Source organism: Streptomyces sp. OR43 (genome assembly GCF_008042275.1).
In the GTDB taxonomy this organism is placed as follows: domain Bacteria; phylum Actinomycetota; class Actinomycetes; order Streptomycetales; family Streptomycetaceae; genus Streptomyces.
On record NZ_RDBK01000043.1, the window covers coordinates 2213389 to 2237725 of the forward strand.

The 24337-nt window shown below is 73.3% G+C and carries 22 protein-coding genes; 15 read left to right on the top strand and 7 right to left on the bottom strand.

The window, feature by feature from the left end; genetic code table 11:
- Positions 1-47 precede the first annotated feature (47 nt).
- The gene (gene pdxR, locus EAO72_RS28825; protein ID WP_148020077.1) at positions 48-1448 is read right to left on the bottom strand and encodes a MocR-like pyridoxine biosynthesis transcription factor PdxR; all 1401 of its coding nucleotides are present in this window, start codon (positions 1446-1448) and stop codon (positions 48-50) included.
- Positions 1449-1555: 107 nt separating this feature from the next.
- Between pdxR and EAO72_RS28830 the strand changes: the two genes are divergently transcribed.
- The 15 genes from EAO72_RS28830 (at position 1556) to EAO72_RS28900 (ending at position 17374) form a co-directional block, all read left to right on the top strand.
- Positions 1556-2896, top strand: coding sequence for a nucleotide sugar dehydrogenase (locus EAO72_RS28830; RefSeq protein ID WP_148020078.1), 1341 nt, complete (start codon positions 1556-1558; stop codon positions 2894-2896).
- Positions 2896-4050, top strand: a complete 1155-nt coding sequence (gene trpD, locus EAO72_RS28835) for an anthranilate phosphoribosyltransferase (RefSeq protein ID WP_148020079.1) — start codon at positions 2896-2898, stop codon at positions 4048-4050. Before EAO72_RS28830 ends, trpD begins: the two co-directional genes overlap by 1 nt.
- A complete protein-coding gene (locus EAO72_RS28840) occupies positions 4050-4847 on the top strand; it encodes an indole-3-glycerol phosphate synthase TrpC (RefSeq protein WP_148020080.1) in 798 nt (265 codons plus the stop codon). The genes trpD and EAO72_RS28840 overlap by 1 nt, the downstream gene beginning before the upstream one ends.
- Entirely contained in the window at positions 4844-6031 is a 1188-nt protein-coding gene (trpB, locus tag EAO72_RS28845) for a tryptophan synthase subunit beta (RefSeq protein WP_148020081.1), read from the top strand. Before EAO72_RS28840 ends, trpB begins: the two co-directional genes overlap by 4 nt.
- Entirely contained in the window at positions 6028-6825 is a 798-nt protein-coding gene (gene trpA, locus EAO72_RS28850) for a tryptophan synthase subunit alpha (RefSeq protein WP_148020082.1), read from the top strand. The genes trpB and trpA overlap by 4 nt, the downstream gene beginning before the upstream one ends.
- A complete protein-coding gene (locus EAO72_RS28855; protein ID WP_148020083.1) occupies positions 6822-7982 on the top strand; it encodes a DegT/DnrJ/EryC1/StrS family aminotransferase in 1161 nt (386 codons plus the stop codon). The genes trpA and EAO72_RS28855 overlap by 4 nt, the downstream gene beginning before the upstream one ends.
- Positions 7979-9103 carry a DegT/DnrJ/EryC1/StrS family aminotransferase gene (locus EAO72_RS28860; RefSeq protein WP_187285257.1) on the top strand — a complete coding sequence of 375 codons (1125 nt, stop codon included), beginning with the start codon at positions 7979-7981 and terminating at the stop codon, positions 9101-9103. The genes EAO72_RS28855 and EAO72_RS28860 overlap by 4 nt, the downstream gene beginning before the upstream one ends.
- 5 nt (positions 9104-9108) lie before the next feature.
- Positions 9109-10011: a sugar phosphate isomerase/epimerase family protein gene (locus EAO72_RS28865; RefSeq protein ID WP_148020085.1), complete on the top strand. Its 903-nt coding sequence runs from the start codon at positions 9109-9111 to the stop codon at positions 10009-10011.
- A complete protein-coding gene (locus EAO72_RS28870) occupies positions 10004-11311 on the top strand; it encodes a M20/M25/M40 family metallo-hydrolase (RefSeq protein ID WP_148020086.1) in 1308 nt (435 codons plus the stop codon). The genes EAO72_RS28865 and EAO72_RS28870 overlap by 8 nt, the downstream gene beginning before the upstream one ends.
- Positions 11312-11357: 46 nt before the next feature.
- Positions 11358-12473, top strand: coding sequence for an Ldh family oxidoreductase (locus EAO72_RS28875; protein ID WP_187285258.1), 1116 nt, complete (start codon positions 11358-11360; stop codon positions 12471-12473).
- Positions 12474-12526: 53 nt separating this feature from the next.
- Positions 12527-13840 carry a Gfo/Idh/MocA family protein gene (locus EAO72_RS28880; protein WP_148020088.1) on the top strand — a complete coding sequence of 438 codons (1314 nt, stop codon included), beginning with the start codon at positions 12527-12529 and terminating at the stop codon, positions 13838-13840.
- Entirely contained in the window at positions 13837-14502 is a 666-nt protein-coding gene (locus tag EAO72_RS28885; protein ID WP_148020089.1) for a phenylalanine--tRNA ligase beta subunit-related protein, read from the top strand. Before EAO72_RS28880 ends, EAO72_RS28885 begins: the two co-directional genes overlap by 4 nt.
- Before the next feature lie 144 nt (positions 14503-14646).
- A complete protein-coding gene (locus EAO72_RS28890; RefSeq protein WP_261991660.1) occupies positions 14647-16143 on the top strand; it encodes an anthranilate synthase component I family protein in 1497 nt (498 codons plus the stop codon).
- Positions 16140-16739 carry an anthranilate synthase component II gene (locus tag EAO72_RS28895; RefSeq protein WP_148020090.1) on the top strand — a complete coding sequence of 200 codons (600 nt, stop codon included), beginning with the start codon at positions 16140-16142 and terminating at the stop codon, positions 16737-16739. Before EAO72_RS28890 ends, EAO72_RS28895 begins: the two co-directional genes overlap by 4 nt.
- Positions 16709-17374, top strand: a complete 666-nt coding sequence (locus EAO72_RS28900; RefSeq protein WP_148020091.1) for a flavodoxin family protein — start codon at positions 16709-16711, stop codon at positions 17372-17374. Before EAO72_RS28895 ends, EAO72_RS28900 begins: the two co-directional genes overlap by 31 nt.
- A gap of 121 nt (positions 17375-17495) precedes the next feature.
- Here the strand turns inward: EAO72_RS28900 and EAO72_RS28905 are convergent, their stop codons facing one another.
- The 6 genes from EAO72_RS28905 to EAO72_RS28930 all read right to left on the bottom strand — a co-directional run bounded on the left by EAO72_RS28905 (position 17496) and on the right by EAO72_RS28930 (position 24318).
- Entirely contained in the window at positions 17496-18767 is a 1272-nt protein-coding gene (locus tag EAO72_RS28905; RefSeq protein WP_148020092.1) for an amidohydrolase family protein, read from the bottom strand.
- On the bottom strand, positions 18764-19486 hold the full coding sequence (locus EAO72_RS28910; RefSeq protein WP_148020093.1) for a type 2 periplasmic-binding domain-containing protein: 723 nt from the start codon (positions 19484-19486) through the stop codon (positions 18764-18766). The genes EAO72_RS28905 and EAO72_RS28910 overlap by 4 nt, the downstream gene beginning before the upstream one ends.
- Positions 19483-20895, bottom strand: coding sequence for a phenylacetate--CoA ligase family protein (locus EAO72_RS28915; protein ID WP_148020094.1), 1413 nt, complete (start codon positions 20893-20895; stop codon positions 19483-19485). The genes EAO72_RS28910 and EAO72_RS28915 overlap by 4 nt, the downstream gene beginning before the upstream one ends.
- Before the next feature lie 186 nt (positions 20896-21081).
- The gene (locus EAO72_RS28920) at positions 21082-21684 is read right to left on the bottom strand and encodes a phosphoribosylanthranilate isomerase (protein ID WP_148020095.1); all 603 of its coding nucleotides are present in this window, start codon (positions 21682-21684) and stop codon (positions 21082-21084) included.
- 86 nt (positions 21685-21770) lie between these two features.
- Positions 21771-23048, bottom strand: a complete 1278-nt coding sequence (locus EAO72_RS28925) for an MFS transporter (protein ID WP_148020096.1) — start codon at positions 23046-23048, stop codon at positions 21771-21773.
- A complete protein-coding gene (locus EAO72_RS28930) occupies positions 23035-24318 on the bottom strand; it encodes an ATP-grasp domain-containing protein (protein WP_148020097.1) in 1284 nt (427 codons plus the stop codon). Before EAO72_RS28930 ends, EAO72_RS28925 begins: the two co-directional genes overlap by 14 nt.
- Positions 24319-24337: the final 19 nt, after the last annotated feature.

Here is a 24337-nt window from a genome sequence, read left to right on the forward strand (position 1 = left end):
GGGCGGCGGCTCAGCCGCGGCGGGCTTCTCCGTACGCGCGCGGCGGCTCAGCCGCGGCGGGCTTCCTCGTACGACGCGCCGATGGCCGCCACGGCCTCGGAGATGCCGGTGAGCGGCAGTGAGCCGTATCCCAGGAGCAGGCCCGGCTCACCGGGCGGCCCGCCGAAGCGGAACGCCGCGCCGCTGCGGACCAGGACCGAGCGGCGCAGGGCGCCGTGCACCACGGCCGCCTCGTCGGTGCCCGGGGGCAGTACGGCGTAGCTGTGCAGGCCGGCCGCGCAGCCGATGATGCGGGCCTCGGGCAGGGACTCGTGGACGGCCGCGGCCAGTGCCTCGCGGCGGGAACGGTAGCGGGAACGGACCCGGCGCAGGTGCCGGTCCAGCAGGCCGCTGCGCATCAGCTCGGCGAAGGCCAGCTGGGTGAGGGTGTCGGAGCCCTGGTCCTGGCGGGAGCGGACCCGTTCCATCAGGGGGTACAGCTTCGGGGGTATCGCCAGCCAGCCCAGCCGCAGGCCGGGGACCAGGACCTTGCTCGTGGTGCCCGCGTAGACCACCCGCTCCGGGTCGCCCTCCTGCAGTGCGGTGGGCCTGACCCCGCGGTCGAACCAGAACTCGCCGTCGTAGTCGTCCTCGATGATCCAGCCGTCCCGGGCCCGCGCCCAGGCCAGGAGCTGCTCGCGGCGCTCCGGCGACATCATGACCCCGGTCGGGAACTGGTGCGCGGGGGTCACCAGGACCGCGCGGGCGCCCGAGCGCTCCAGGGCCTCGACGATCAGGCCCTCCTCGTCGACGGGGACCGGCAGCGGGGTCAGCCCGGTGTCCAGGATGAACCGGCGCTGGCCGCTGTGGCCGGGCTCCTCGATGGCCAGTTCATGGATGCCGAGGCGCTGGAGGGAGTCGGAGAGCAGGGCCAGGCCCTGGGCGAATCCGGCGGTGACCATGACCTGGCCGGGCTCGGTGTGCACCGAACGGACCCGGCCCAGATAGCCGGAGAGTTCGTTGCGCAGCTCGGCGATGCCGGCGACCGGGGGGTAGTCCATGCCTTCGCGGCCGACGTTCTGGAGCACCTTCGTATAGGAGTTGAGCCACTCCTGGCGCGGGAAGTTCGACAGGTTCGCTATGCCGACCCGCAGGTCCCAGCGCGCGCTCGTGGCCGGGCGGGAGTCCAGCAGGGAGGTGTCGCCGACGCTGTCGGGCATCTTCCGGGCCACGTGGGTGCCGGATCCGCGGACCGCGTCGAGATAGCCCTCGGCGATCAGCTGCTCGTACGCCTCGACCACCACGCTGCGCGAAAGGCCCAGGTCCAGGGCGAGTTGGCGGCTCGACGGGAGACGTGCGCCCGGGTGCAGGACACGGTCCTCGACCCGGGTCTTGATGGCGTTCTGGAGCTGTGCCGTGAGCGGTACGGCCGAGTCCCGGTCCACTTGCACCGACAGATGCCAGGCCATCTGGTCTGCTCCGTCTCCCCCGCAGTGGTCTGGGTGGTCCCCCTCGCCCACTGGCCTACTTGATCACGCCAACGGCCTTTATTTATAGCACTCAGAGGGAGAACCCCATGGCTGAAATGACTGGCGTACTCGCTCCCGTGATCCATGGGCGGGACGGCGCGAGCGTCTTCGACGAGAAGATCGAACGCCGCACCCTGCGGGTGGGAATCGTCGGCCTCGGATACACCGGTCTGCCGCTCGGTCTCGGATTCGCCGCCGCCGGTCTTCCGGTGCTCGGCATGGACACCGACGCCGAGCGGGTCGACCGGGTGGCGCGCGGCAGCTCGTATCTGCCCGATGTGAGCGACAGTGAACTCGCCTCCGTGGCCTCCCGGTTGAAGGCGACCACCGAATCCGGGGAGCTGGCGGGATCGGACGTCCTGATCGTCTGCGTGCCGACCCCGGTCACCGGCGACCAGCAGGCCAACCTGGACTACGTGCAGGCCGCGATGGACTCGGTGGCTCCGCTGCTGCGCCGCGGCACGCTGCTGATCCTGCAGTCCACGGTCCCGCCGGGCACCACGGCGGCCGCCGCGGCCGCCCTGGCCCGCACCACCGGCCTGGAGCCGGGCACCGACTTCCACGTGGCGATGGCCCCGGAGCGGGTCGACCCCGCCAACACGAGCGGCTGGAGCCTGTCGAACACCCCGAAGGTGGTGGGCGGCCTCACCGAGGAGTGCACCCGCCGCGCGGCGGCCCTGTTCGGGCTGGTCTGCGAGACGGTCGTCCCGGTGTCCCGTACCGAGGTCGCCGAACTGTCCAAGGTCTTCGAGAACACCTTCCGGCTGGTCAACATCAGCCTCACGCTCGAACTCTCCGACCTGTGCCGTCAGTTGGACATACCGGTCCGCGAGGTGATCGACGCCGCGTCCACCAAGCCGTACGGGTTCCTCGCGCACTACCCGGGTCCGGGTGTCGGCGGTGAGTGCATCCCGGTCGACCCGCTGTTCCTGCGGGAGGCCGCGGACCGGGCCGGCACCGGGATGAAGCTGGTGGCCGCCGCGTTCGAACGCGTGGAGCAGCGGCCGTGGCAGGTCGTGGAACGGCTGGCGGAGCTGGTGGAGGCGCGCGGTTCCGCGTTGCGCGGCGCCAAGGTGCTGGTGGTCGGCGTCAGTTACAAGTCGGGCGTCGCCGATCTGCGCAACGCGCCCGCCCTGGACGTCATCCGCGGTCTGCGTGCCGCCGGCGCCGTCGTCTCGTACCACGACCCGCTGGTCCCGGACCTCGTCGTCGACGGGGAGCCGGTCACCGCGGCCGACTGGGCGGTGGTGGAGCTGGCGCAGCTGGACGCGGCCGTGATGGTCACCCCCGTGCCCGGCCTGGAGCAGGACCTGCTGTGGGGCATCCCGCCGGTCGTGCTCGACACCCACAACAAGCTCGCGGCGGCCAGCAATGTGGCGGTGCTCTGATGGCGGCCACCCTGCTCGCCGGCCGTGCGCTCCCCACCGTCACCCGGGACGCGGTCGCCGGCCGTACGGTGTCGTCGGAGGCGGCCCGGGCGGCTGTGGCGGAGCTGCTGGACGAGACCACGGACGAGGTGGACGCCGCTGCCTTCCTGACCGCGGTCGCGGTGGGCGGGGCGAGCCCGGTCCTGGTGGCGGCAGCGGTCCGGGCGGTGCTGGCGGTGGCCAGGCCGGTCGCCTGGACGGGTCCGGCGGTCGATGTGGTCGGCACCGGCGGTGACGGCAGCGGCTCGGTCAACATCTCCACGCTGGCCGCTCTGGTCGCCGCCTCCGCCGGGGCGACCGTGGCCAAGGCCGGTAACCGGGCGGCGACTTCGCAGTGCGGGAGCGCCGACCTGCTGGAGGCCCTCGGGATCGGCCTGGACGCCGGGGAGCGCATCCCGGAGCTGCTGGCCGAGCACCGGTTCGCGTTCCTCTTCGCACCCGCGCTCCATCCGGCGCTGCGCAGGCTCGCCCCGGTCCGCCGCCGACTCGGCTTCCGCACCCTGTTCAACCTGTCGGGCCCGCTGGCCAACCCGGTCCCGCTGACGGGCCGGCTGATCGGCACCGCGACCCGGCAGGACCAGGAGGTCCTGGCGCAGGCCGCGCTGCTGCTCGGCCACCGGCGGACCTGGGTCATCCAGGGCTTCGACGGGATGGACGAGCTCACCACCGCGGGCCCCGCCCGGGTGCTCCGGGTGGACGGCGGCGAGCTCACCGAGTTCACCGTCGACCCGGCCGGGCTGCCGCTGAGCCCGGCGGGCCGCGCCGAGCTGGCGGGCGGTGACGCGGCACGCAACGCGGTCCTCGCCCGCCAGGTCCTCGACGGGACGGCCCCCGCGCCGCTGCTGGACACCGTGCTGCTGAACGCGGCGGCCGTGCTCCAACTGTCCGGTCACGCACCGGACATGGCGTCCGGCGTCGCCCTCGCGCGCAGCGCCGTACAGCAGGGAGCCCCGGCCGCTCTGGCCGACCGGCTCGCCCGCACCCCGAACGCCCCGGCCGCCGGCGCCAACCCGCTCACCCGGGTCGCGGCGACCACCGCGGCCCCCGTGACCACTGCGATCACCCCGGTCCCCGCGATCACCCCGACCACCGCGACCACCCCGGAGACCCTGTGATGGCCACCCACCTCGACGACATCGTCGCCGCCAAACGTGCCGCCTGGAGCGGCCCGGCGGCCGCCGACGCCGCAGCCCGCGGCCGCAGGACGCCCGCCGTACCGGGCCGGTTCGCCGCCGCACTCGGCGGCCCGGAGGTCTCGGTCATCGCCGAGATCAAGCCCAAGTCCCCGTCGAAGGGACAGCTGCTCGACCCCGCGCTGGCCGTGCCCACCGCCCGGAGCTATATCGCGGGAGGCGCCTCGGCCATCTCCGTGCTCGCCGACACGCCCTACTTCGGCGGTTCGCCCGAACTGGTCCGCACGGTCGCCGAGCACCCGGACGTCACCGTCCCCGTCCTGTTCAAGGACTTCCTGGTCGACGTCCGCCAGGTGACGCTCGCCCACGACAGCGGCGCCGACGGCATCCTGATCATCGCCCGCGCCGTCGACGACGCGCTGCTGACCGACCTGGTCCGCACCGCGCACGGCCTCGGACTCGACGCCTTGGTGGAGACCTTCACCGAGGACGAGGTGGACCGGGCGCTGACCGCCGGCGCCCGCATCGTCGGCATCAACAACCGGGACCTCCAGACCTTCTCGGTCGACCTGGACACCTCGGCCAGGCTGCGCCGCGACATCCCGCGCGGCGTGCTGACCGTCAGCGAGAGCGGCCTGTCCGGCCGCCCCGACATCGAACGCATCGCCGCGCACGGCTTCGACGCCGCGCTCATCGGCGAGTCCCTGCTCAGCAGCCCCGACCCCGCCGCCCAGCTGCGGTCCTACACCGGGGTCCAGATTCTGGAGGTGGCCTCGTGAACGGCCGATTCGGCGAGTACGGCGGACAGTTCGTCGCGGAGACCCTGGTGGGCCCGCTTCAGGAACTGGAGGAGGAGTACCAGAAGGCGCTCCTGGACCCGGAGTTCACCGCAGAGCTCGACAGGCTGCTCAAGATGTTCGTCGGCCGGCCCACGCCGATCACCGAACTGCACCGGCTCGGGGCCACGGAGAACGGCGTCAAGCTCTGGCTCAAGCGCGAGGACCTCACCCACACCGGCGCGCACAAGATCAACAACTCCATCGGGCAGGCGCTGCTCGCCCGCCGCCTCGGCAAGAAGCAGATCATCGCCGAGACCGGCGCCGGCCAGCACGGTGTGGCCGTGGCCGCGGCCTGCGCCTACCTGGGCCTCGAAGCGACCGTCTACATGGGCCGGGTCGACGCCGAGCGCCAGGCGCCCAACGTGCAGCGGATGGAGCTGCTCGGGGCCCGCGTCGAGCTGGTCGACCTGGGCACGGCGACGCTGAAGGACGCCATCAACGCGGCGATCCGCGAATGGATCGCCCGCCCCGACACCACGCACTACCTGCTCGGCTCGGTCGTCGGCCCGCACCCCTTCCCGACCATCGTGCGCAACTTCCAGTCGGTCATCGGCCGCGAGGCCCGCGCCCAGTTCCTGGAGGCGAACGACAAGCTGCCCGACGCGGTCGTGGCCTGTGTCGGCGGCGGCTCCAACGCGGCCGGGATGTTCAGCGCCTTCCTCGACGACCCGGTCCGCCTCGTCGGCGTACAGGCCGCCGGTGAGGGCAAGGGCGGGCAGGGCGGACACGCGGCCCCGCTGCTCTACGGCGACCCGGGCGTGCTCCAGGGCACCCGTACCTATCTGCTCCAGGACGACGACGGGCAGATCCAGCTCACCCACTCCATCGCTCCCGGACTGGACTACGCGGGCGTCGGCCCCGAGCACTCCCACTACAAGGACACCGGCAAGGTCGAGTACATCTCCGCCTCCGACAACGAGGCCCTGGACGCGTTCGTCGCGCTCAGCTCCCAGGAGGGCATCCTCCCGGCCCTGGAGTCCGCGCACGCGGTGGCCGGCGCCCTGAAGGTGGCCCGCCAGTGCGCGCCCGGCTCCACCGTCCTCGTCAACCTCTCCGGTCGCGGCGACAAGGACCTCACCTCCGCCATGGCCGCCCTCAAGCAGCGTGAGGAGAACGCCCGATGAAGCGCATCGAACAGACCTTCACCGACAACCGGACCAAGGACGAGACCACCCTCGTCGCCTACATCACCTCCGGCTACCCGCTGCTCGGCGAGACCGTCGGCCTGATCTCCGCCGCCGTGGAGGCCGGCGCCGACGTGATCGAGCTCGGTGTGCCGTTCTCCGACCCGCTGGGCGACGGCCCGGTCATCCAGGCCACCGGCCAGGCCGCCCTGGACACCGGCACCACCGCCGCCGCCACCCTCGACGTGGTCGCCGAGGCGCGCGCCGCCGGCGTCGAGGCGCCGATCGTGCTGATGGGCTACTGCAACCCGTTCCTGCGCTACGGCCTGACCCAGCTGTACGACGACGCACGGTCGGCCGGCGTCGACGGGTTCGTCGTCCCCGACCTGCCGGTCAGCGAGGGCGCCGAGTGGCTGGCGCACGCCGAGGCGAACGAGCTGGGCCAGACGTTCTTCACCGCTCCCGGCAGCTCGGCGGAGCGCATCGCGGCCTCCGCCGCCGCCTCCCGCGGCTTTCTGTACGTCCTTGCCGCCAACGGCGTCACCGGCGTCCGCAAGGACCTGGACCCTGGCCTCGACGCCTATCTGGAGCGGGTGCGGGCGGCCGGCGACACCCCGATGGCCGTCGGCTTCGGGATCTCCCGCCCGGAGCACGTGGCGTCGCTGCACGGCAAGACGGACGGCGTGATCGTGGGCAGCGCGCTGCTCCAGGCCATCGGCGCCGCCCGCGACGCGGCGGGCCGCCGCCAGGCCGTCACGGGGCTGATCTCCTCCCTCAAGGCGGCCACGCGATGAGCGACGCCACCGCCATCCCGTTCTTCAGCGGGGCCGCCTCCGCCCGCCGGGACCGGGTCCGGCTGGAGGCCATGGTCCGCCAGGTCGCCGCCTCCGGCCGGTTCACCTCGGGCCCGGTCACCGCCGAACTGGAGGCCGCGATCGCCGCACGCACGGGCGCCCGGCACGCGGTGGCCGTCGCCAACGGGACCGACGCCCTCGTGATCCTCCTCCGGGCGGCGGGCATCGGCCCCGGCGACGAGGTCATCGTGCCCGCGTACACCTTCTTCGCCACCGCTTCGTGCGTCCTGCACGTGGGCGCCGAGCCGGTGCTCGTGGACGTGCTGCCCGGCAGCTACGCGATGGACCCGGCGCGTGCCGAGGCCGCGATCACCGAGCGCACCAAGGCGATCATGCCGGTCCACCTGTTCTCGCAGATGGCCGACATGGAGACGCTGAAGGACCTGGCCGACCGGCACGGGCTGCTCCTCCTGGAGGACAGCGCCGAGGGCATCGACATGCGGGCGGGCGGAGTCCACGCCGGCCTGTGGGGCAGCGGCGGGGTGCTCTCCTTCTTCCCCACCAAGACCCTCGGCTCGCTCGGCGACGCCGGGATGCTCCTCACGGACGACGACGACATCGCCGCGTCCGCCCGGCGGCTGCGCCTGCACGGCCAGGGCACGGACGGCGCGTACGACACCGACGGTGCGTACGTCTACCAGGACATCGGCTACAACAGCCGCTGCGACGAACTGCAGTCGGCGTTCCTGCTGCACCGACTGGAGCGCCTCGGCGAGGAGATCGGGCGGCGATCCGAACTGGCCGCCCGCTACGACCGGCTGCTCGCCCCGCTCGCCGGGACGGTGACCACGCCGTGGATGGCACCCGCCAAGACGCCGGGCAACCAGGTCTATTACGTGTACCTGATCGAGTGCGACCGCCGCGACGAGCTGGCCGCCTACCTGGAGGCCCACGGGGTCGGGACCGAGGCGTACTACCCGCGCCCGCTCACCCAGCAGCCGCTGCTCGCCCCGCTGCCCGGCTCCCGCCACCCCGTCCCGGTGTCCGACGCGTCCGCGCGGCGCGCCCTGGCGCTGCCCCTCTACCCCGACCTCACCGATGAGCAGGCCGACCGCGTCGCCGCCCTCGTCCACGCCTTCTACGGAGCCGCATCGTGACCACCGTCATCCCGTACTTCGACTGGCCCGCCCGCTCGGCCGACTGGGCCGACGACCTCGTGGAGGTCTTCCAGGAGGTCGCCGAGAGCGACGAGTTCATCCTGAAGTCGCGTGTCGAGCGGCTGGAGGCGGAGATCGCGGAGCGCACCGGAGCCGCGCACGCCGTCGCCGTCGCGAGCGGCACCGGAGCGCTGACCGTGATCCTGGCGGCGCTCGGCCTCGGCGACGGGGACGAGGTCGTCACCCCCGCGTTCTCGTTCGTCTCCACCGCCTCCACCGTCGCCCTGCGCGGCGCCCGCCCCGTCTTCGCCGACGTCGAGTACGAGACGGGCCTGCTCGACCCGGCCGCCGCCGAGGCCGCCGTCACCCCGCGCACCCGGGCGCTGCTGCCGGCCTATCTGTTCAGCGGCTCCCCGAAGATGGGCGCGTTCGCGGAGATCGCCGCCCGGCACTCGCTGCACCTGGTCGAGGACAGCGCGATCGCGCTGGGCGCCGAGGTGGACGGCAGGCCCGCGGGCCGGCACGGGCACGCCGGGGTCTACTCCTTCTTCCCGGCGAAGCCCGTCGGCGGCMTCGGCGACGCCGGGATGATCGTCACGGACGACGACGACCTCGCCCGTACCGCCCGGATGCTGCGCAACCACGGCCAGCCCGCCGGCAAGCGCTTCTACCACGAGCTGCTCGGCTTCAACTGCCGGATGGACGAGCTCACCGCCGGCTTCCTGCTGCGCAAACTCCCGCACCTGGACCGGATCCTGGAGAGGCGCCGCGAGATCGCCGCCGTCTACGAGGAGGGCCTGCGCCCGCTCGCCCCGGCGCTGCTTCCCCCGCCGGCCGGGTTCGAGGGCCGCTCCGTCTACACCTACGTCGTACGGGCCCAGCAGCGCGAGGCACTGCGCGCCCACCTGGCCGGCCAGGGCATCGAGACGGCCGTCTACTACCCGCGCCCGCTCCACCTGCAGCCCGCGTTCGCGCACCTCGGGTACGGGCCCGGTGACTTCCCCGTGGCCGAGCAGCTCTCCCGTGAGGCGCTCGCCCTGCCCCTGCACCCGGACATGGCGCCGGGCGCGGCCGAGCAGGTCGTGGCCGCCGTCAGCCGCTTCTACGCAGCGGGGAGGTGAGCGCGGTGTCTGTGCCGGACCTCCTGGGCGTCACCGCGGACCGGCTGTGCGGCATCGGGGACGAGGCCGCCCCCGACCTGGCAGGCCAACTGGCCATCCACCACGAACTGGGCATGGACGCCGTCGAGTTGCGCACGATCGACGGCCTCGGACTGCACGAGCTGCCCGCCGGTGACGCCGCCGACCTGGCCCGGCGCACCATCGTCGCCGGTCTGCGGGTGCCGGTCGTGGACACCCCGGTGGGCTCCTGGTCCACCACCGTCGCCACCGGCATGGACGGCGAGCTCGCGGCGCTGGAGCGCTCCGCGAAGGCCGCGGCGCTGCTCGGCTGCGACCGGCTGCGCGTCATGTCGTACCCCAACGACGGCCGGCCGGAGCGCGAGTGGCGCACCGAGTCGCTCCGCCGGATGCGGACGCTGACCCGGGAGGCCGAGCGCCTCGGCGTGACCCTGCTGCACGAGAACTGCCAGGGCTGGGCCGGGCAGAGCGCCGCCCACACCGTGCGCATGCTGGAGGAGGTCGCGAGCCCTCACCTGCGGCTGCTCTTCGACACGGGCAACGGACTCGCCTACGGCTACGACTCCCTCGACTTCCTGCGCCGGGTGCTGCCGTGGGTGGAGCACGTGCACATCAAGGACGGGATCCGCTCCGGCGGACAGGCCGAGTTCACGATGCCCGGCGAGGGCACGGCCCGCGTCGCCGCGTGCGTCCGGCTGCTGGAGGAGCACGGCTACCGCGGCTACTACAGCCTGGAACCCCATCTGGCCCACATCCCGCACCTCGGCCTGTCGGGCGACCCGGCAGCGCTCGCCGACGGCTATCGCGCTTACGCCCGGCGCTGCGCCGCGCTGCTCGGCATCGACTTCAAGGACAGCCGTACGTACTGGGAGGAGAGCCACCATGGCTGAGACGGCCCGCACGACCCGCACCGAGGGCGGCCTCGTGGCCGCGGACCTCCAGTGGCTGACCGAGCTGATGGCCGTCGACTCGGTCTCGCCCCTGGAGGGCGGGCCCCTGGACGGGGCGGCCCGCGCGCAGCGGGTGTTCCTGGCCGGCGCCACCGAGCGCGGCTTCCGCACCGTGCTGCACGCACCGCCCGCGGCCGGACTGCTGGCGCGCCCCGAAGTGCCGGCCACGGTACGGGAGGCGGCCGGCCGGGACCTGTCCGCGTTCCTGGACGGGCAGCCCTCCGTGGTGGTCGCCTACGGTTCCCCGCAGCCGCAGGAGCGCCGGCTGGTCGTGAACTTCCACATGGACACGGTCGGCCCGCACGTCCCGCCGCGGCTGGAGGGCCGGGTCCTGCACGGCCGGGGAGCCGTCGACGACAAGGGCCCGGGGGTCGCCGCCGCGGCCGGGATCGCCGCCGCCTTCGCCGAGAACCCGGGGCTCGACGGCCGGATCGAGGTGCAGATCGCGTCCGTGCCCGGTGAGGAGGGCGGTGCGATGGGCACGTACGGGACGCGTGCGCTGGTCGACGCCGGATACACCGGCCGCCTGATGGTGTTCGCCGAACCGACCGGCAACACCTTCATGGACGGCTGCACCGCGGCGATGACCCCGCGGATCACGGTCACGGGCCAGGACTCCACCGACGACCACCCCGCGGACGGGCACAACGCCACCGTGCTGCTGGGCTTCCTCGCGGACTTCCTCGCCCGCCGGCTCGGCCCGCTCGCCCACGGCATGGGCGCCAAGCTCTGCGTATCGGGCCTGCACACCGGCAACGCGCACAACCGCGTGTACGGCGCGGGGCAGTTGCTCCTCAACATCGCCTACCCGGCGACCGAGCAGGCCGAACTGCTCGCCGCCTCCCTCGAAGTGCTGATCGAGGAGGCCCGTACCGAGTTCGCCCATCTGCACGCCCACGACCCGTTCAGCCGCCGCACGGTGAAGGACTGGCGCCGCATCGTCCGCCTCGACTGGCTGAAGCAGGGCCTGCCCACCCTGAACAACCGCGACCCCGAAGCCGAACTCGTCCTGAACGAGGCCGGGTTCGTCCGGCACGACGGGCTCGCCGACGGCTCCGCGTTCACCTGTGACGCCATCTGGGCGCCGGGCCCCGGCCGCTATGTCGTCGCCTGCGGCCCCGGCCGCCTCGATGCCAACGGGGCGCACACCGACGACGAGTTCGTGGACCTGGACGACCTCGACACGTACGCCCTGCGCATCAAGGACCTGGTGCACGCGTTCGCCGCGCACACCGCCTGAACCTCCCCCTTCGTTCCCTTGTCTCTTACGAACCAGAGGACCTGCCATGACCGTCCGTGTTCCCCTCGCCGAGCTCACCACCTTCGTCCGCACCGTCCTCACGGAGTGCGGCCTGGACACCGACGCGGCACGTACCGCCGCCGACGTCATCACGTACGCCGACGCGAACGGCTTCACGACCCACGGCACCAACGGGCTGGTGAACATCTACGCACCCCGGCTGCTCGACGGCCGGATCGACGCGGGCGCCGCCCCGCGCATCGTGCAGGAGACCGCCGGGGCCGCCCTGCTCGACGGGGACCGCGGGCTCGGCCTGGTCACCATGGACCTGGCCATGGACATCGCCATGGCCAAGGCGCGGCAGACCGGCATCGGCATGGTCGCCGTCCGCAACAGCACCCACTTCGGCAGTGCCGGCTACTACACGCAGAAGGCGGCCGCCGCCGGGCTGATCGGCCTGGCGATGACGAACTGCGGCGCCCAGGGCGTCGCCCCGCCGCTCGGCGGCACCGTCCGGATGCTCGGCACCAACCCGCTGAGCGCGGCCGTCCCGGTGACCGAGGGCGCGCCGTTCGTCCTCGACATGAGCACCACCGTGGTCGCCACCGGCAAGATCAAGGCCGCCCACCGGGAAGGCCAGGAGGTTCCGCAGGAGTGGCTGGTCCGCCACGACGGCACGCCGACCTCCGACCCGGCCGACTTCATGGCCGAGGAGGCCGACGTCGCCTGGCTCGGCGGCCCCGCCGCGACCGGTGGCGCCAAGGGCTTCGGGCTCGCCCTCCTGGTGGACCTGCTGTGCGGCCCGCTCTCCGGCGCGGCGTACGGCCCCCGGCCCGGTGTCCTGAAGGGCGAGCCGGCGGGCGACGACAACGTCGGGCACACCGCGATCGTGATCGACCCGTCGGCGTTCGGCTCCGCCCACGCCATCGCCGCCGAGAACCGGATCCTGCTCGACACGGTCGCCGGCTCCCCGGCCGCCGCGTACGCGACGCGCGGCGTCACCTACCCGGGCGCCCCCGAGGCCCTGCGGTACGCGCAGTCGCAGCGCGAGGGCGTCGAGCTGCCGGACCCGGTGGCCGAGGGTCTGGCCGCGCTCGCCGAGCAGCTGACCGTCCCGGCGCCCGCCGCGCTGACCGGACGCAGCCTCCAGCCGGTCGCCTGACCCGGCGCCCGCACGCAACCCACCACGAGACACACGGAAAGGACCGAACCGTCATGCGTATCGGAGTCATCGGAGCAGGCGTCATCGCGCCGTTCTTCCTTCAGGCCATCGAGGACGACCCCGAGCTGCGGCTGACCGCCGTCTGTGACCTCGACCGGGCGAAGCTGACCGGATTCCCGCCGGGAACCGTCATGTTCACGGACCACCGCGAGCTCCTCGCCTCCGGCCTGGTGGACGGCGTCGTCGTCACCCTGCCCAACCACGCGCACGCCCCCGTCGTGGCCGACGCCCTGCGGGCCGGTGTGCACGTGTGCTGCGAGAAGCCGCTGACCGTCCACGCCGCGGACGCGCACCGGCTGGTCCAGCTGGCCGACGAGCACGGCGCGACCCTGTTCACCGCCTTCCACCGCCGCTACAACACCCATGTCCAGGACCTGGCGGAACGGCTGCCGGAGCCCGCGCTCATCTCGCACGTCACCAGCCGCTACCAGGAGAAGATCGAGGAGCACACCGGCGCCGACCGCTGGTACCAGGACCTCGACCGCTGCGGCGGCGGCTGCATCATCGACAACGGCCCCAACGCGCTCGACGCCCTGGAGACCGTGCTGGGCCCCCTCACGCTGACCGACGCCACGATCGGCGACGTCAAGGCGGGCGTCGAGTTCTGCGCCGAACTCGCCCTGGCCACGGCCGGCGGCATACCCGTCCACGTGGACCTGGACTGGGCCCTGGAGACCGGTGAGCGCAAGGACATCACCGTGCACCTGAAGGACGGCCGGGAGCTGCACGCCGACATGCTGGACGGCTTCGAGGCGTTCAAGTCCTCCCTCGACCACGAGTACGCGGGCATCATGGCGGACTTCCACCGGGTCGTGCGGGACGGACGCAGCGGACCGGACCGGGGCCCGCACATCGTCGACCTCGTCGAGGAGGCGTACGGCATCGGGCGGACCAAGGAGCAGCGGCTGCGGATGTCCGCCAAGGAGCCGGTTTCGGCCCACTTGGTGAAGCTGCTGTTCCACCGGCGTACGGACCGCGGGATGCGGCTGTCGCCCTGGCAGTCGCGCTGCGTGCGGGCCGGCGACGTCCACGAGCTGGTCACCACGACCGACCGGCCCTCCGCCACCGGGGACCGCGTCGACCACGTGGGGTTCCTGGGCTTCGCCGAGTTCCCCTCCGGCACGGTCATCGACCGGGGCGACGTGGTGTCGGGCCCGCACGGGCCGATCGGACGGGTGGCCGGATTCGACGAGTGCCACGCGCCGAACCACTACAACATCCTCATCGACACCGAGCGCGTCCTCACGGCCGAGGACCTGGATCTGCAGACACTGGACACCTTCACCTTCTCCGGAGGAACCCGATGACCACCCCCACCTTCCGCAAGGTCGCCGTGACACCCGAGGCCCGCGCACTCGTGCCCGGCGTCCAGGTGCTGACCCTGGAGGCGCAGATCCCCGCCGCCGGCCCCGCACCGGCCGACGAGGTCTGGGCCGAGGCGCACGCCCAGTGGACCGGGGCGAGCCGCGCCGAGGTACGCGCGGCCCCGAACGTCACCGCCTACCGGGAGTTGAGCCGTCTGATCGGCAGCCACCCCGACAAGCGGCCGCCCTCCGTGCAGGCGCTGATCGACCGGGGGCTGCGGGCCAAGCCGCTCGGCGCCTGGCCGAAGATCAACCCGGCCGTCGACGCGGTCAACGCGGTGGCGGTACGCGACCTCGTCGCTCTCGGCCTCTTCGACCGGGACATGCTGGAGGGCGAGGTCGCGCTGCGGCTGACCGACGGCACCGAGGAGTTCACCGCTCTCGGCGCCGACGGGCCGGTGACGCTGGAGGCGGGCGGTCTGGTGCTGGCCGACGAGAAGCGCGTGCTGTCGCAGTTCGCGCACCGCGACGGCGTCCACCAGGCGGTGACCGCACAGACCCGCAGGGTGCTGCTGCTGGCCTGCTCGGTCCCCGGCGTCGACGAGGACACCTGCCGGGACGCGCTGCTGGCCGCCGCCGCGCTCCTGGGCGGAACGGCGCCGTAGGGGCGGCCCCCGGGGTCTCCCGGGCCGGGCGGTCAAGTGGTCCGCCGCCGGCCCGGAACAGTGGACTGCCGGGCGGGGACGCGCTGTTGGTTGGCTGGAACCGAGCCGCTGACCGACCCTCGTCCCGAAAAGAGACCGCCCACGATGACCATGACCGCCGTCGAGCCCGCCGCACCACCACCCGGGGCGGTCGCCGTACCCCTGCGGGTGACCGTGGCGCGCACCCCGTTGCCGCCGCACGCCCCGCTCGCCCTGGGCGCCGAGCTGCGCCGGCTGCTCGGCGAGGACCAGGTGTTCCTCTTCGAGAGCCTGGCCGGACCCGACGAGGACTGCCGGTTCGCCGCGGTCGGCGCCGAGCCGCTGGCCCGGATCACCGTGCGCGACGGACGGATCGGCCTGGACGGCGTCCCGGAGCTCGTGGCGCGGCTGCGCCCGCTCACCGACCGCGCCCGCGGCGACGTCCGGCAGCTGCTGGAGGCGGTGAACGGGGCCTTCGCCGTGGAGACCGACGTCCCGCTCGACACCTACGCCTTCGGGTTCCTCGCCGTGCTCGGCTACGAGGCCGCCTGGCACCTGGAGCAGCTGCCGCCGCGCGCTCCCGGCCACGACCCGGAGATCACCCTCACCCTCTTCCGGTACGTCGTCTCCTACAACCTGGCGACCGGCGAGAGCCACGAACTACTGGCGCGGGCGCCCGAGTTCGGCGGCCCGGGCATCCTGGGACCTGATCTCGCCGCACTCGTCTCCACCCTGCCGCCCGAGCCGGAGACGGCCCCCGTGCCGCCCGCCCCGCCGGCGTACCGCGTGCGCCGCACCGTCGGCCGGGACGCGTTCACCGACCGGGTGCGCCGCTGCCTGGAGCACATCAGGGCGGGCGACGTCTACCAGATCCAGATCGGCCACCGCATCGAGGTGAGGACCCCGCTGCCGGCCATCGACGCCTACCGCCGGCTGCGCCGGAGCAACCCGTCGCCGTACATGTACCTGGTCCCGTGGGCGGGCCGCACCCTGGTCGGCGCCAGCCCCGAACTGCTGCTGCGGATCGAGGGCCGGACCCTGGCGATGCGGCCCATCGCCGGCACGACCGCCCGGGCCGCCGACCCCGCCGAGGACGCCCGCCGCGTCGCCGCGCTGCACGCCGACGAGAAGGAACGCGCCGAGCACATCATGCTCGTCGACCTGTGCCGCAACGACGTCGCCCGGGTTTCCGTGCCGGGCACCCTCGCCGTCGAACGGATGATGGCCGTCGAGCACTTCGCCCAGGTCCACCACCTCGTCTCCACGGTCCGCGGCGAACTGGCCGACGACGCCGACGTGTGGTCCGCCCTGCGCGCCACCTTCCCCGCGGGCACCATGACCGGGGCGCCCAAGGTCCGCGCCATGGAACTGATCCAGGAGATCGAGGGCCGGCCGCGCGGTGCCTACGCGGGCGCGCTGGGCCTGATCGACGTACGCGGGCAGGCGGCGACGCTCGCCCTGTGCATCCGTACCGCCGTCCACGACCCCGACACCGGGACGTACGCCCTCCAGGCGTCCGCCGGCGTCGTCGCCGACTCCTCGGCCGACGGCGAATGGCGCGAGACCCTGATCAAGATGAGCGCGGTGTACGCCGCCCTGACCGGCGAGGTGCTGGGCGCATGAGGATCCTGCTCGTCGACGCACGCGACAGCTTCGTCCACATCATCGACCACTATCTGCGCGAGCAGGGCGCCCGCACGGACGTCGTCACCGCGCTCGCCCACTCCCCGGCCGAACTGGACGCCCGCCGCCCCGACGCGGTGGTCCTCGGCCCCGGCCCCGGCCACCCGGCCGACTCCGGCCACCCGGAACTCGTCCGCCACTTCGCCGGCCGGGTACCGCTCCTCGGGATCTGCCTGGGCCACCAGGCCATCGGGCTCGCCTTCGGCGGCCGGATCGAACGGGCCGCGCGCACCGTGCACGGCAAGACCAGCCGCCTCGACCATGACGGCTCCGGGATCCTCGCGGGTCTCGCCGATGGCACCGAGGTCACCCGCTACCACTCACTGGCCGTCGCCGACCCGCTGCCCGACGACCTCCTGGTGACCGCACGGGCCCGCGAGGACGGCTGCGTGATGGGGCTGCGCCACCGCCGGCTGCCCGTCGAGGGCGTGCAGTTCCACCCCGAAAGCATCACCACACAGACCGGATCCGCGTTCATCGCCAACTTCCTCGAAGGGATACAGCCATGGTCGACCACGGTCCCTGGGCGTCGATAGCCGCCCTGAACGGCTCCGAACGGCCCGACGGACTCACCGGAAGGGTGCTGCGCATGCTGGCGGCCCAGGCCGCCGAGCACGGCGTGCACCTCGACGTCATCCCGCTCGCCGAGTACGACATCACCCCCTGCGGGCCGTGCGGCGACTGCAATGTGCGCCCGCTGCCGTGCGCCCTGGACGACGACGTGCCGGCCCTGGTGGACCGCCTGGTGCGGGCCGACGGGGTGCTGTACGCGGCGCCGGTCCACGGCTTCGGGCTGGCGGGCGTCATGCAGAACTTCATCGAGCGGGCCGGGGTCGGCCATCTGCGCTTCGACCGCCCGCTCGCCAACAAGGTGGCCGGCGTCGTGGTCACCGGCCGCCGCTACAGCCACGATCGGGTCTACGGGCAGCTCATCGACAACGTCCTGCTCAACCGGATGATCGTGCCGGGCAGCGGCTTCCCCGCCTTCGTGCACGACCAGTTCGCCCCGGGCGAGGACCAGGAGGGCCTGGCCGCCGCACGTGGACTGATGGACCGGATGATCGACCTGATGCGGATCCTGCTCCTGCCGCACGGCGGCCGCGGCGACACCGCCCGGCTGCTGTCGCTGCCCCGCAACGAACGAGCCGGACTGCTCAGCCCCACGGGGTGAACAGCCCGGCTCCGGAACGGGATCCGGGCTGCTCGGCCCCACGGGGTGAACAGCCCGGCTCCGGAACGGGATCCGGGCTGCTCGGCCCCACGGGTGAACAGCCCGGCCGCGACCGGGGGGTTCAGGATGCCGGCGGCGCCACCGGACCCGCCGCGTGCCGCCCGCCGACCAGCACCGACCGCAGCGCCTCCTTGTCCTGGAGCACCGTCAGGTCCGCCGCCGGATCGCGGTCCCACACCACCAGGTCGGCCAGGCGGCCCGGCGCCACCACTCCGGCGTCCGCGCCGCGCCCGGCCAGCTCGGCCCCGTGGGCGCAGGCCCACTTGATGACCGTCTCGGGCGCGATCCCGGCCCGCTCCCCGTACATCACCAGCTCGTCCGCGTACGTCCCGTGCGGGGTCCAGGCGAAGCCGAAGTCGTCACCCGGCACGATCTTCATGCCGCGGGCCTCGGCCGTCGGGAGGAAGCGCAGGGTGTTCTCGATCTCGTCCCGGAAGTCCAGCGACTCCAGATAGTCGGGAGCCTTGCCGAACCGCTCCCCGAGCGCCAGCAGCCGGTCCGGCTGGAACAGGCTCGGCACCACGAACACGCCCCGCTCGGCGATCTCGTCGAGCGCCCGGTCGTCCGCGTACGTGGCGTGGTCGATGACGTCGACGCCGGCGGCCAGCGCGTTGCGGATGCCGGCCAGGCCGCGGGAGTGCGCCCGCACCCGGGCGCCGCGCCGGTGCGCGGTCTCCACGACCGTGGTCAACTCCTCGCGGGTGAAGAGCAGTTCCTCGGAGCGGGCGTTGGGGAACGTGTCGTCCCCGGAGGAGAACACCTTGATGATCTCGGCGCCCTCGTCGATCTCCTCCTCGGTGTACTTCACCAGGTCGCCCAGGACGTCCACGACCGGCATCAGCTCGCGCGGCATCCGCGCCTTGAGCTCGGGCGAGCGCCGTCCCGGCGGCCCCGACACCATCAGGTCGCGGCTGCACGGAGTGATGCGCGGGCCCGCGATGACGCCGGACTCGATGGCGTTCTTCAGCGCCATGTCGATCCCGGCGACCGACCCGGCCCCCACGAACGCCGTGTAACCGCAGCTCAGCAGGTCCGCCGCGTGCCGGGCGGCATGCAGCGCGACCTCGGGCACCCGGTACTTGAACAGCGTCTCGCGGCCGGTGGTGACATTGACGTACGCGATGTGGGTGTGGCCCAGCGTCATGCCGGGCAGCACGGTGGCCCCGGCCAGGTCCCAGTGGACGAAGCCGCCCTCGGCGGGGGCCTCGGAGGCCGGCAGCACGGCCTCGATCCGTTCGCCCGACACCAGGACGGAGCGGGCGGGCAGCGAGGCGCGGCCCAGCCCCTCCTGGACGGTGACGTCGTGCAGCAGCAGTCGGCGGTCAGTGGTCACGGCCGGCTCCCCACGGACGTCCGGGCATCCTCAAAACGGGCCAGTACCGCGGGCCCGAACACCATCCACACCATGGGGACGCCCGGCCGCGAGACCTGGAACTCCAGCCGGTGCGCGACGCGTCCCGGTTCGTTGGTGACGGCGGCGTCCGCGCGTCCCTCGGCGACGAGCTGGGCGGCGTGGATCGTGGACTCGGCCGGCACCCAGGCGATGTCGTAACCGCCCCGCCCGCCCTCGGCCCCGTCGAGCAGCTCCACCAGACGGCGGGTCTCGTGCAGGGTCGCCAGGCGCAGGACGCCCTCGCGCAGCCCCGAAGGGCCGGAGGCGATGCCGTACTCGGGGGTCGGCGTGGAGAAGGTGGCGTCCAGCCGCAGCCGGGGCGACCAGAAGAAGCGGGTCGCGCACTCGGCGGCGCCCGGCACCAGGGCGTAGGCGGGACCGCCGCGGCTGCCGACGGCGGCGAGCAGCTCCTCGAAGGAGTCGTACGGCACGGGTTCCACCACGGGGCCGCCGAGGTGGGCCAGCCGGTACCCGAGACGGGAGAGGGCGACCATCGACGTGGTGCCGTCGGGGCCGAGCGTGCCGACCCGCAGGGTGCCGGGCCGCAGCAGCGGCGAGTGGGGTATCCGGGCGGGCTCCCACAGGATGGGGAACGGCGTCGTGTCGGAGTCGTCGCCGTCGCCGAGGACGTCCTGGGCGCGGAACAGGGGCTCGGTCATGCGCGGTGCCCCCGGGCCCCGGCGAGCCGGCGGGCGGCTGCCGTCTCGTGGTCGATCGGCGCACGCCGGTCGTGGATGCGCGCCGCCTTCCAGCTGACGAAGGCGCCGGTCGTGGTGACCGGGTCCAGTTCGCTCGGCAGCTCCACCCGGCAGCGCACCCCGAGCGCGTCGGCGACCCGTGCCGCGTGGGCGGCCTCCAGTCCCGGCACGCGCCCGTCGGGCAGGTCGAGCCGGACGGTGATCAGGTCCTCGCCGTCCTCGGCGCGGTCGATGACGACCTGGTAGCCGTAGCTGTGGTCGATCCGGCGCAGGACGGCCCGCTCGATCTGCCAGGCCTGGAAGCTGTGACCGCCGAGCACGATCCGGTCGCGGGTGCGGCCGACGACCCGCATGACGGGGCCCCGGATGCCACAGCCGCACACGTTGCCGGAGAGCTCGACCAGGTCGCCGGTCCGGTAGCGGATCAGCGGCTTGATGCCGTCGATCAGCATCGTGACGACCAGTTCGCCGGTGCCCAGGTCGCCGAGTGCGGCACCGGTGTCCGGATCGACGAGCTCGGCGATGTAGTTGGGCCGGGCCAGGTGGAGCCGGCCGTGCGCGCAGGCCGAGGCGATGACCAGGGTCTCCTGGGAGCCGTAGAGCGCGTTGTACGTCCGCGCGCCCCACGCCTGGTCGATCTGGCGGGCCAGGTCGGGCGTGCACATCTCGCCGGTGACCAGGAAGACCTTCACGGCGAAGTCGCGGCGCGGGTCGAGCCCCTGCTCACGGGCGGCCCGCGCCAGCGAGAGCGCCACGTTCGGCGTGCAGAACACGACGTCCAGGGCCAGGTCCCGCATCAGCTGGAGGGCCTTGGGGAAACCGATGACGGGGGAGTACGGCCAGATCTTGGCGACGGCCGAACCCACGTTGCGGGCCACGTCACCGAGGGTGTCGCCGAGCGAGTGGACCTCGGTGGGACCCATCACGCCGACGCGCGGGGCCCGGTCGCCGAAGACGTCCGTGAAGATGTTCCGCCAGCTCTCCGTCACATGGGCGTTGGAGGCGATCACCTCGCGCGGGTCACGGGGACAGGGCGTGGCCGGTCCGGTGGTGCCGGTGGTCTCGTAAAAGAAGCAGGCCTCGTCGAGATCACGGCTCAGCACGTCGGACATGGCCGTGCGCAGATGGTCCTTCGTGGTGAAGGGCAGCGAGCGCACGTCGTCGAGGGTGAGCCGGGCGGCCGGCACACCGGCCAGGTGCCGGGCGTAGAAGGGCGAGCCGTCCTGCGCGAGCGCGACGACCTCGCGCAGCTGCCGCTGCGCCCACGTACGCCACTCCTCCTCACCGAGTTCACCCGCGGTGTACCGGTCGTGCAGCGTCAGATAGCGCTCGATGAAGTCGCGGTGCTTCCCGGATGTGGGCAGCCACATGGATCCCCCAGGTGATTCGGCGGGTGCGGTGGACGTCAGTGCCGTGCACCGGGCACAGGGCCGGGTGCGCCCGTACGCGTCCGGGAAGCGGCTATCCGATACTGCGGTCCGCACCGAGGAGCCCTCAATTAGCCTTAGGAGACAGTCCCTTCGCTCTTGGTGGCAGTGCGCCGGGGCGCGCGTCGGTCATGCGGCCGCCTTCTTGGCCGCGGTCACGAACTGCCTGATCAGCTCCGGGTCCTTGACGCCGCGGGTGCGCTCGACGCCGCTGGAGACGTCCACTCCCCAGGGCCGCAGACCGGCGACGGCCGCGGCGACGTTGTCCGGGGCGAGACCGCCGGCGAGGAGCCACGGGCCGGTGGGCGGGACGCCGAGCGCGGCCGGGTCCCAGCGCTCGCCGGAGCCGGGCCGGGGCGAGTCGATGATCAGCAGGTCCTCGCCGTACGCACCGGTCTCCAGCGGCGCCCCGCCCTCCGGCGAGGTGGCCCGGATCAGCCGGAACCCGTCGGCGCGCAGCGCGGCGAACGCCTCGGGGGGCTCCGCGCCGTGCAGCTGCACGGTGTCGACGCCCGCTTCGGCGGCGGCCCGGCGCACCTCGTCGAGCGGCTCCCCACGGAACACGGCGACGGTGGCGGTCCCTTCCGGCACCAGGGCGGCCAGCGCGCGGACGTCGGCGGGAGCGACCCGGCGGGGGCTCGGTGTGAGGACGAAGCCGATAGCGTCGGCCCCGGCCTCGACCGCGGCCGCCACGTCCTGCGGGCGGCTCAGGCCGCATACCTTGACGTACATGTCTTCTCCTGGATCCGGAACGTGAACGGGAACGTGCACGGGGACTTCGGTGCTGTCGGGGTCATCCATGCTGTCAGGCCCGGTGCTCAGGACCGGACGGCGGTGCGGGAGCACAGGAAGACCACGGCCGCGGCGGTCAGCCCGCCCGCCGTGAGGGCCAGCGCGGTCCGCGGACCGGCCGCGGACGCGAGCAGCCCGCCGAGCAGCCCGCCCACCGGGATCACCGCCCAGGTGAGGAACCGGAAGGTGGCGCTGACCCGGCCGATGAGCTCGGGGGGCACGGTGGCCTGGCGCAGCGTGATCGAGTGGATGTTGAAGATCGCGATGCCGAAGCCGTTGAGGACGTAGCCGGCGCCGAGGAGCGCGTATCCGGGCCCGGTTCCGGCCCCGGCCGCCAGCGGCAGCAGCAGGGTCGCCGAGGAGGCGATGGCCATGCCGGACACCATGGCGCGGCCCACGCCGAGCCGCTTCCCGAGCCGGCCGGCGGACAGTGCGCCGCCGAACGCGCCGATGCTGCCGACCGCGATGACCAGGCCGAGGCCGGCCGGGCCGAGATGCAGGACGCGCAGCGCGTAGAGCGGGAAGACGACCAGGACGACGTCCCAGAGCAGGTTGTACAAGGAGGCGTGCAGCATGATCACGCGCAGCAGCCTGCTGTCGAGCGTCATGCGCAGCCCCGCGGCGATGTCCTTGCGCACGGAGGACCGGGCGCCTGCCGCGCGGACCGGCCGGGTCTCCGGGGTGCGGATCCGCAGCAGCATGGCCGCGCCGAAGAGGTAGCCCAGGCAGTCGACCAGGATGGCGACGGGCGCGGTGAGCACCTGGATCAGGGTCCCGCCGAGGCCCTGTCCGGCGGTCTCCGCGACCGAACGGCTGGCCTGGAGCTTGCTGTTGCCCTCGACCAGCTGCTCCTTGGCCACCAGGGACGGCACGTACGCCTGGTAGGCCACGTCGAACAGGGCGGTGAGCACACCGGTGGCGAACGCGACGGCGCACAGGGCCCAGATGCCGAGCCCGCCCAGCCAGGCGAGCAGCGGCACCGCGGTGAGGATCGCGGCCCGCCCGAGGTTGGCGGTGATCAGGAGCGGACGGCGGCGCACCCGGTCGGCCAGCACCCCGGCGAACAGGGTCACGCACAGCACCGGCAGGTACTGGGCGCTGTTCAGCAGTCCCAGCTGGGCCGGGCTCGCGTCGAGCAGCACGATCGCGGTGACCGGCAGGGCCAGTTCGGTGACCCGGGAGCCGAGCAGGGAGACCGTCTGTCCGGCCCACAGCCGGCGGAAGTCCCGGTGGTGCCAGAGCCCGCGGGGCGGTGGTTCCGGGGCCGGGGGCCCGGCCCGGTCGAGGAGCTCAGCCGACGACATGGACGGCCTCCCGGGTCGCCGGGCCCCGGGCGTCGGCGGGCTGCTCGCCCTGCGGATGCCAGTCGAGCCGATAGGCGGCGAGCGTCTGCCGGATGGCCTCCTCGACCTGTTCGGAGCGCTCGGCCCGGTAGCGGAACGTGCCGGCGGTGTGGACCGCGCCGCCGTTGCCGCTGAGCACCGTGCCGGGCGGCGGCAGGGTCTCGGAGCAGAGCGCGGGCACCCGGCCCACCAGCGAGGTCACCGCGTCCACGACGGCCGGGCGTACGGGCGGCTCGGGCATCATCAGATAGCCGGCGACCGGACCGTCCAGGTCCATCGGCGCGATCGTCATGTCGTCGCCGAGCTGTACCCGTGCGGAGGCGGCGACCAGGTCGACGCCGTAGACCTCCTCCCAGATGACCCGGACCTGACCGCCGCCGGCCCGTGCCCCGATCTCCAGGAACACCAGCTCGTCGCCGTCGCCCGAGGGCCGCGGGGCGCGGAAGACCTCCAGGTGGAAGACGTCGTCGGTGAGGTCCAGGGCGGCGCACACGCGCTCGGCGAAGCCGGTCACGCGCTGCTCGAAGTCCCGGTCGTCGTTGGCGACCGAGCTGAAGGCCGTGCCGGTGGCGAAGTCGAGGCAGCTGCCGCCGCAGCGCCAGGACCGCGAGGTGAGCAGTCTGCCGCCCCGCATCACCCCGTCGATCTGGTAGAGCGCCCCGTCGATGAACTCCTCGCACTGGGCGTCGGCGAGACCGCCTTCGTTCAGCAGGGCGTCCAACTGCGCCTCGGAGCGCACCACGTGCACGCCCTGGCTGTCGGCGCCCGCGCGCGGCTTGAGGACGAACGGATAGCCGTGCCGTGCGGCGAACTCCCGCACCAGGCCGGCCGTGGGTGTCTCCCGGAAGTCGGGCACCCGCAGCCCGGCCGCCGCGACCAGGCCCTTCATGACGACCTTGTCCCGGACGGCGGCGACCTCCTCGGGGCCGCGGCCCGGGATGCCGAAGTGCCGGCGGATCTCGCCCGCGGGCTCCAGGTCGAACTCGGAGAGCGCGAGGACATGGGTGAACGGGCCGTACAGCTCGACGAGTTCGGCGGTCTGCGCCAGGACCTCGGCGGTGTCGGAGAGGTCGTCCAGCACACGGATGTCCTCGGCCAGCTCCCCGTCGAGCGGCGTACGGCCCGCCGCGGTGGTCAGATAGGCGACGCGGTCTTCGGTGTGGTCGAGGTAACGGTGGTACTCCGCGAAGGAGTTGGTCCAGCGGTTGAGGATGAGGACATGGCGGTTCATCGGGTCTCCGGATGGTTCG

Excerpts from the sequence above, each read along its gene's own strand:
- pdxR (WP_148020077.1), bottom strand. The coding sequence starts at position 1,448 with ATGGCCTGGCATCTGTCGGTGCAAGTGGACCGGGACTCGGCCGTACCG.
- EAO72_RS28830 (WP_148020078.1), top strand. The coding sequence starts at position 1,556 with ATGGCTGAAATGACTGGCGTACTCGCTCCCGTGATCCATGGGCGGGAC.
- trpD (WP_148020079.1), top strand. The coding sequence starts at position 2,896 with ATGGCGGCCACCCTGCTCGCCGGCCGTGCGCTCCCCACCGTCACCCGG.
- EAO72_RS28840 (WP_148020080.1), top strand. The coding sequence starts at position 4,050 with ATGGCCACCCACCTCGACGACATCGTCGCCGCCAAACGTGCCGCCTGG.
- trpA (WP_148020082.1), top strand. The coding sequence starts at position 6,028 with ATGAAGCGCATCGAACAGACCTTCACCGACAACCGGACCAAGGACGAG.
- EAO72_RS28855 (WP_148020083.1), top strand. The coding sequence starts at position 6,822 with ATGAGCGACGCCACCGCCATCCCGTTCTTCAGCGGGGCCGCCTCCGCC.
- EAO72_RS28870 (WP_148020086.1), top strand. The coding sequence starts at position 10,004 with ATGGCTGAGACGGCCCGCACGACCCGCACCGAGGGCGGCCTCGTGGCC.
- EAO72_RS28875 (WP_187285258.1), top strand. The coding sequence starts at position 11,358 with ATGACCGTCCGTGTTCCCCTCGCCGAGCTCACCACCTTCGTCCGCACC.
- EAO72_RS28880 (WP_148020088.1), top strand. The coding sequence starts at position 12,527 with ATGCGTATCGGAGTCATCGGAGCAGGCGTCATCGCGCCGTTCTTCCTT.
- EAO72_RS28885 (WP_148020089.1), top strand. The coding sequence starts at position 13,837 with ATGACCACCCCCACCTTCCGCAAGGTCGCCGTGACACCCGAGGCCCGC.
- EAO72_RS28890 (WP_261991660.1), top strand. The coding sequence starts at position 14,647 with ATGACCATGACCGCCGTCGAGCCCGCCGCACCACCACCCGGGGCGGTC.
- EAO72_RS28895 (WP_148020090.1), top strand. The coding sequence starts at position 16,140 with ATGAGGATCCTGCTCGTCGACGCACGCGACAGCTTCGTCCACATCATC.
- EAO72_RS28900 (WP_148020091.1), top strand. The coding sequence starts at position 16,709 with ATGGTCGACCACGGTCCCTGGGCGTCGATAGCCGCCCTGAACGGCTCC.
- EAO72_RS28910 (WP_148020093.1), bottom strand. The coding sequence starts at position 19,486 with ATGACCGAGCCCCTGTTCCGCGCCCAGGACGTCCTCGGCGACGGCGAC.
- EAO72_RS28915 (WP_148020094.1), bottom strand. The coding sequence starts at position 20,895 with ATGTGGCTGCCCACATCCGGGAAGCACCGCGACTTCATCGAGCGCTAT.
- EAO72_RS28920 (WP_148020095.1), bottom strand. The coding sequence starts at position 21,684 with ATGTACGTCAAGGTATGCGGCCTGAGCCGCCCGCAGGACGTGGCGGCC.
- EAO72_RS28925 (WP_148020096.1), bottom strand. The coding sequence starts at position 23,048 with ATGTCGTCGGCTGAGCTCCTCGACCGGGCCGGGCCCCCGGCCCCGGAA.
- EAO72_RS28930 (WP_148020097.1), bottom strand. The coding sequence starts at position 24,318 with ATGAACCGCCATGTCCTCATCCTCAACCGCTGGACCAACTCCTTCGCG.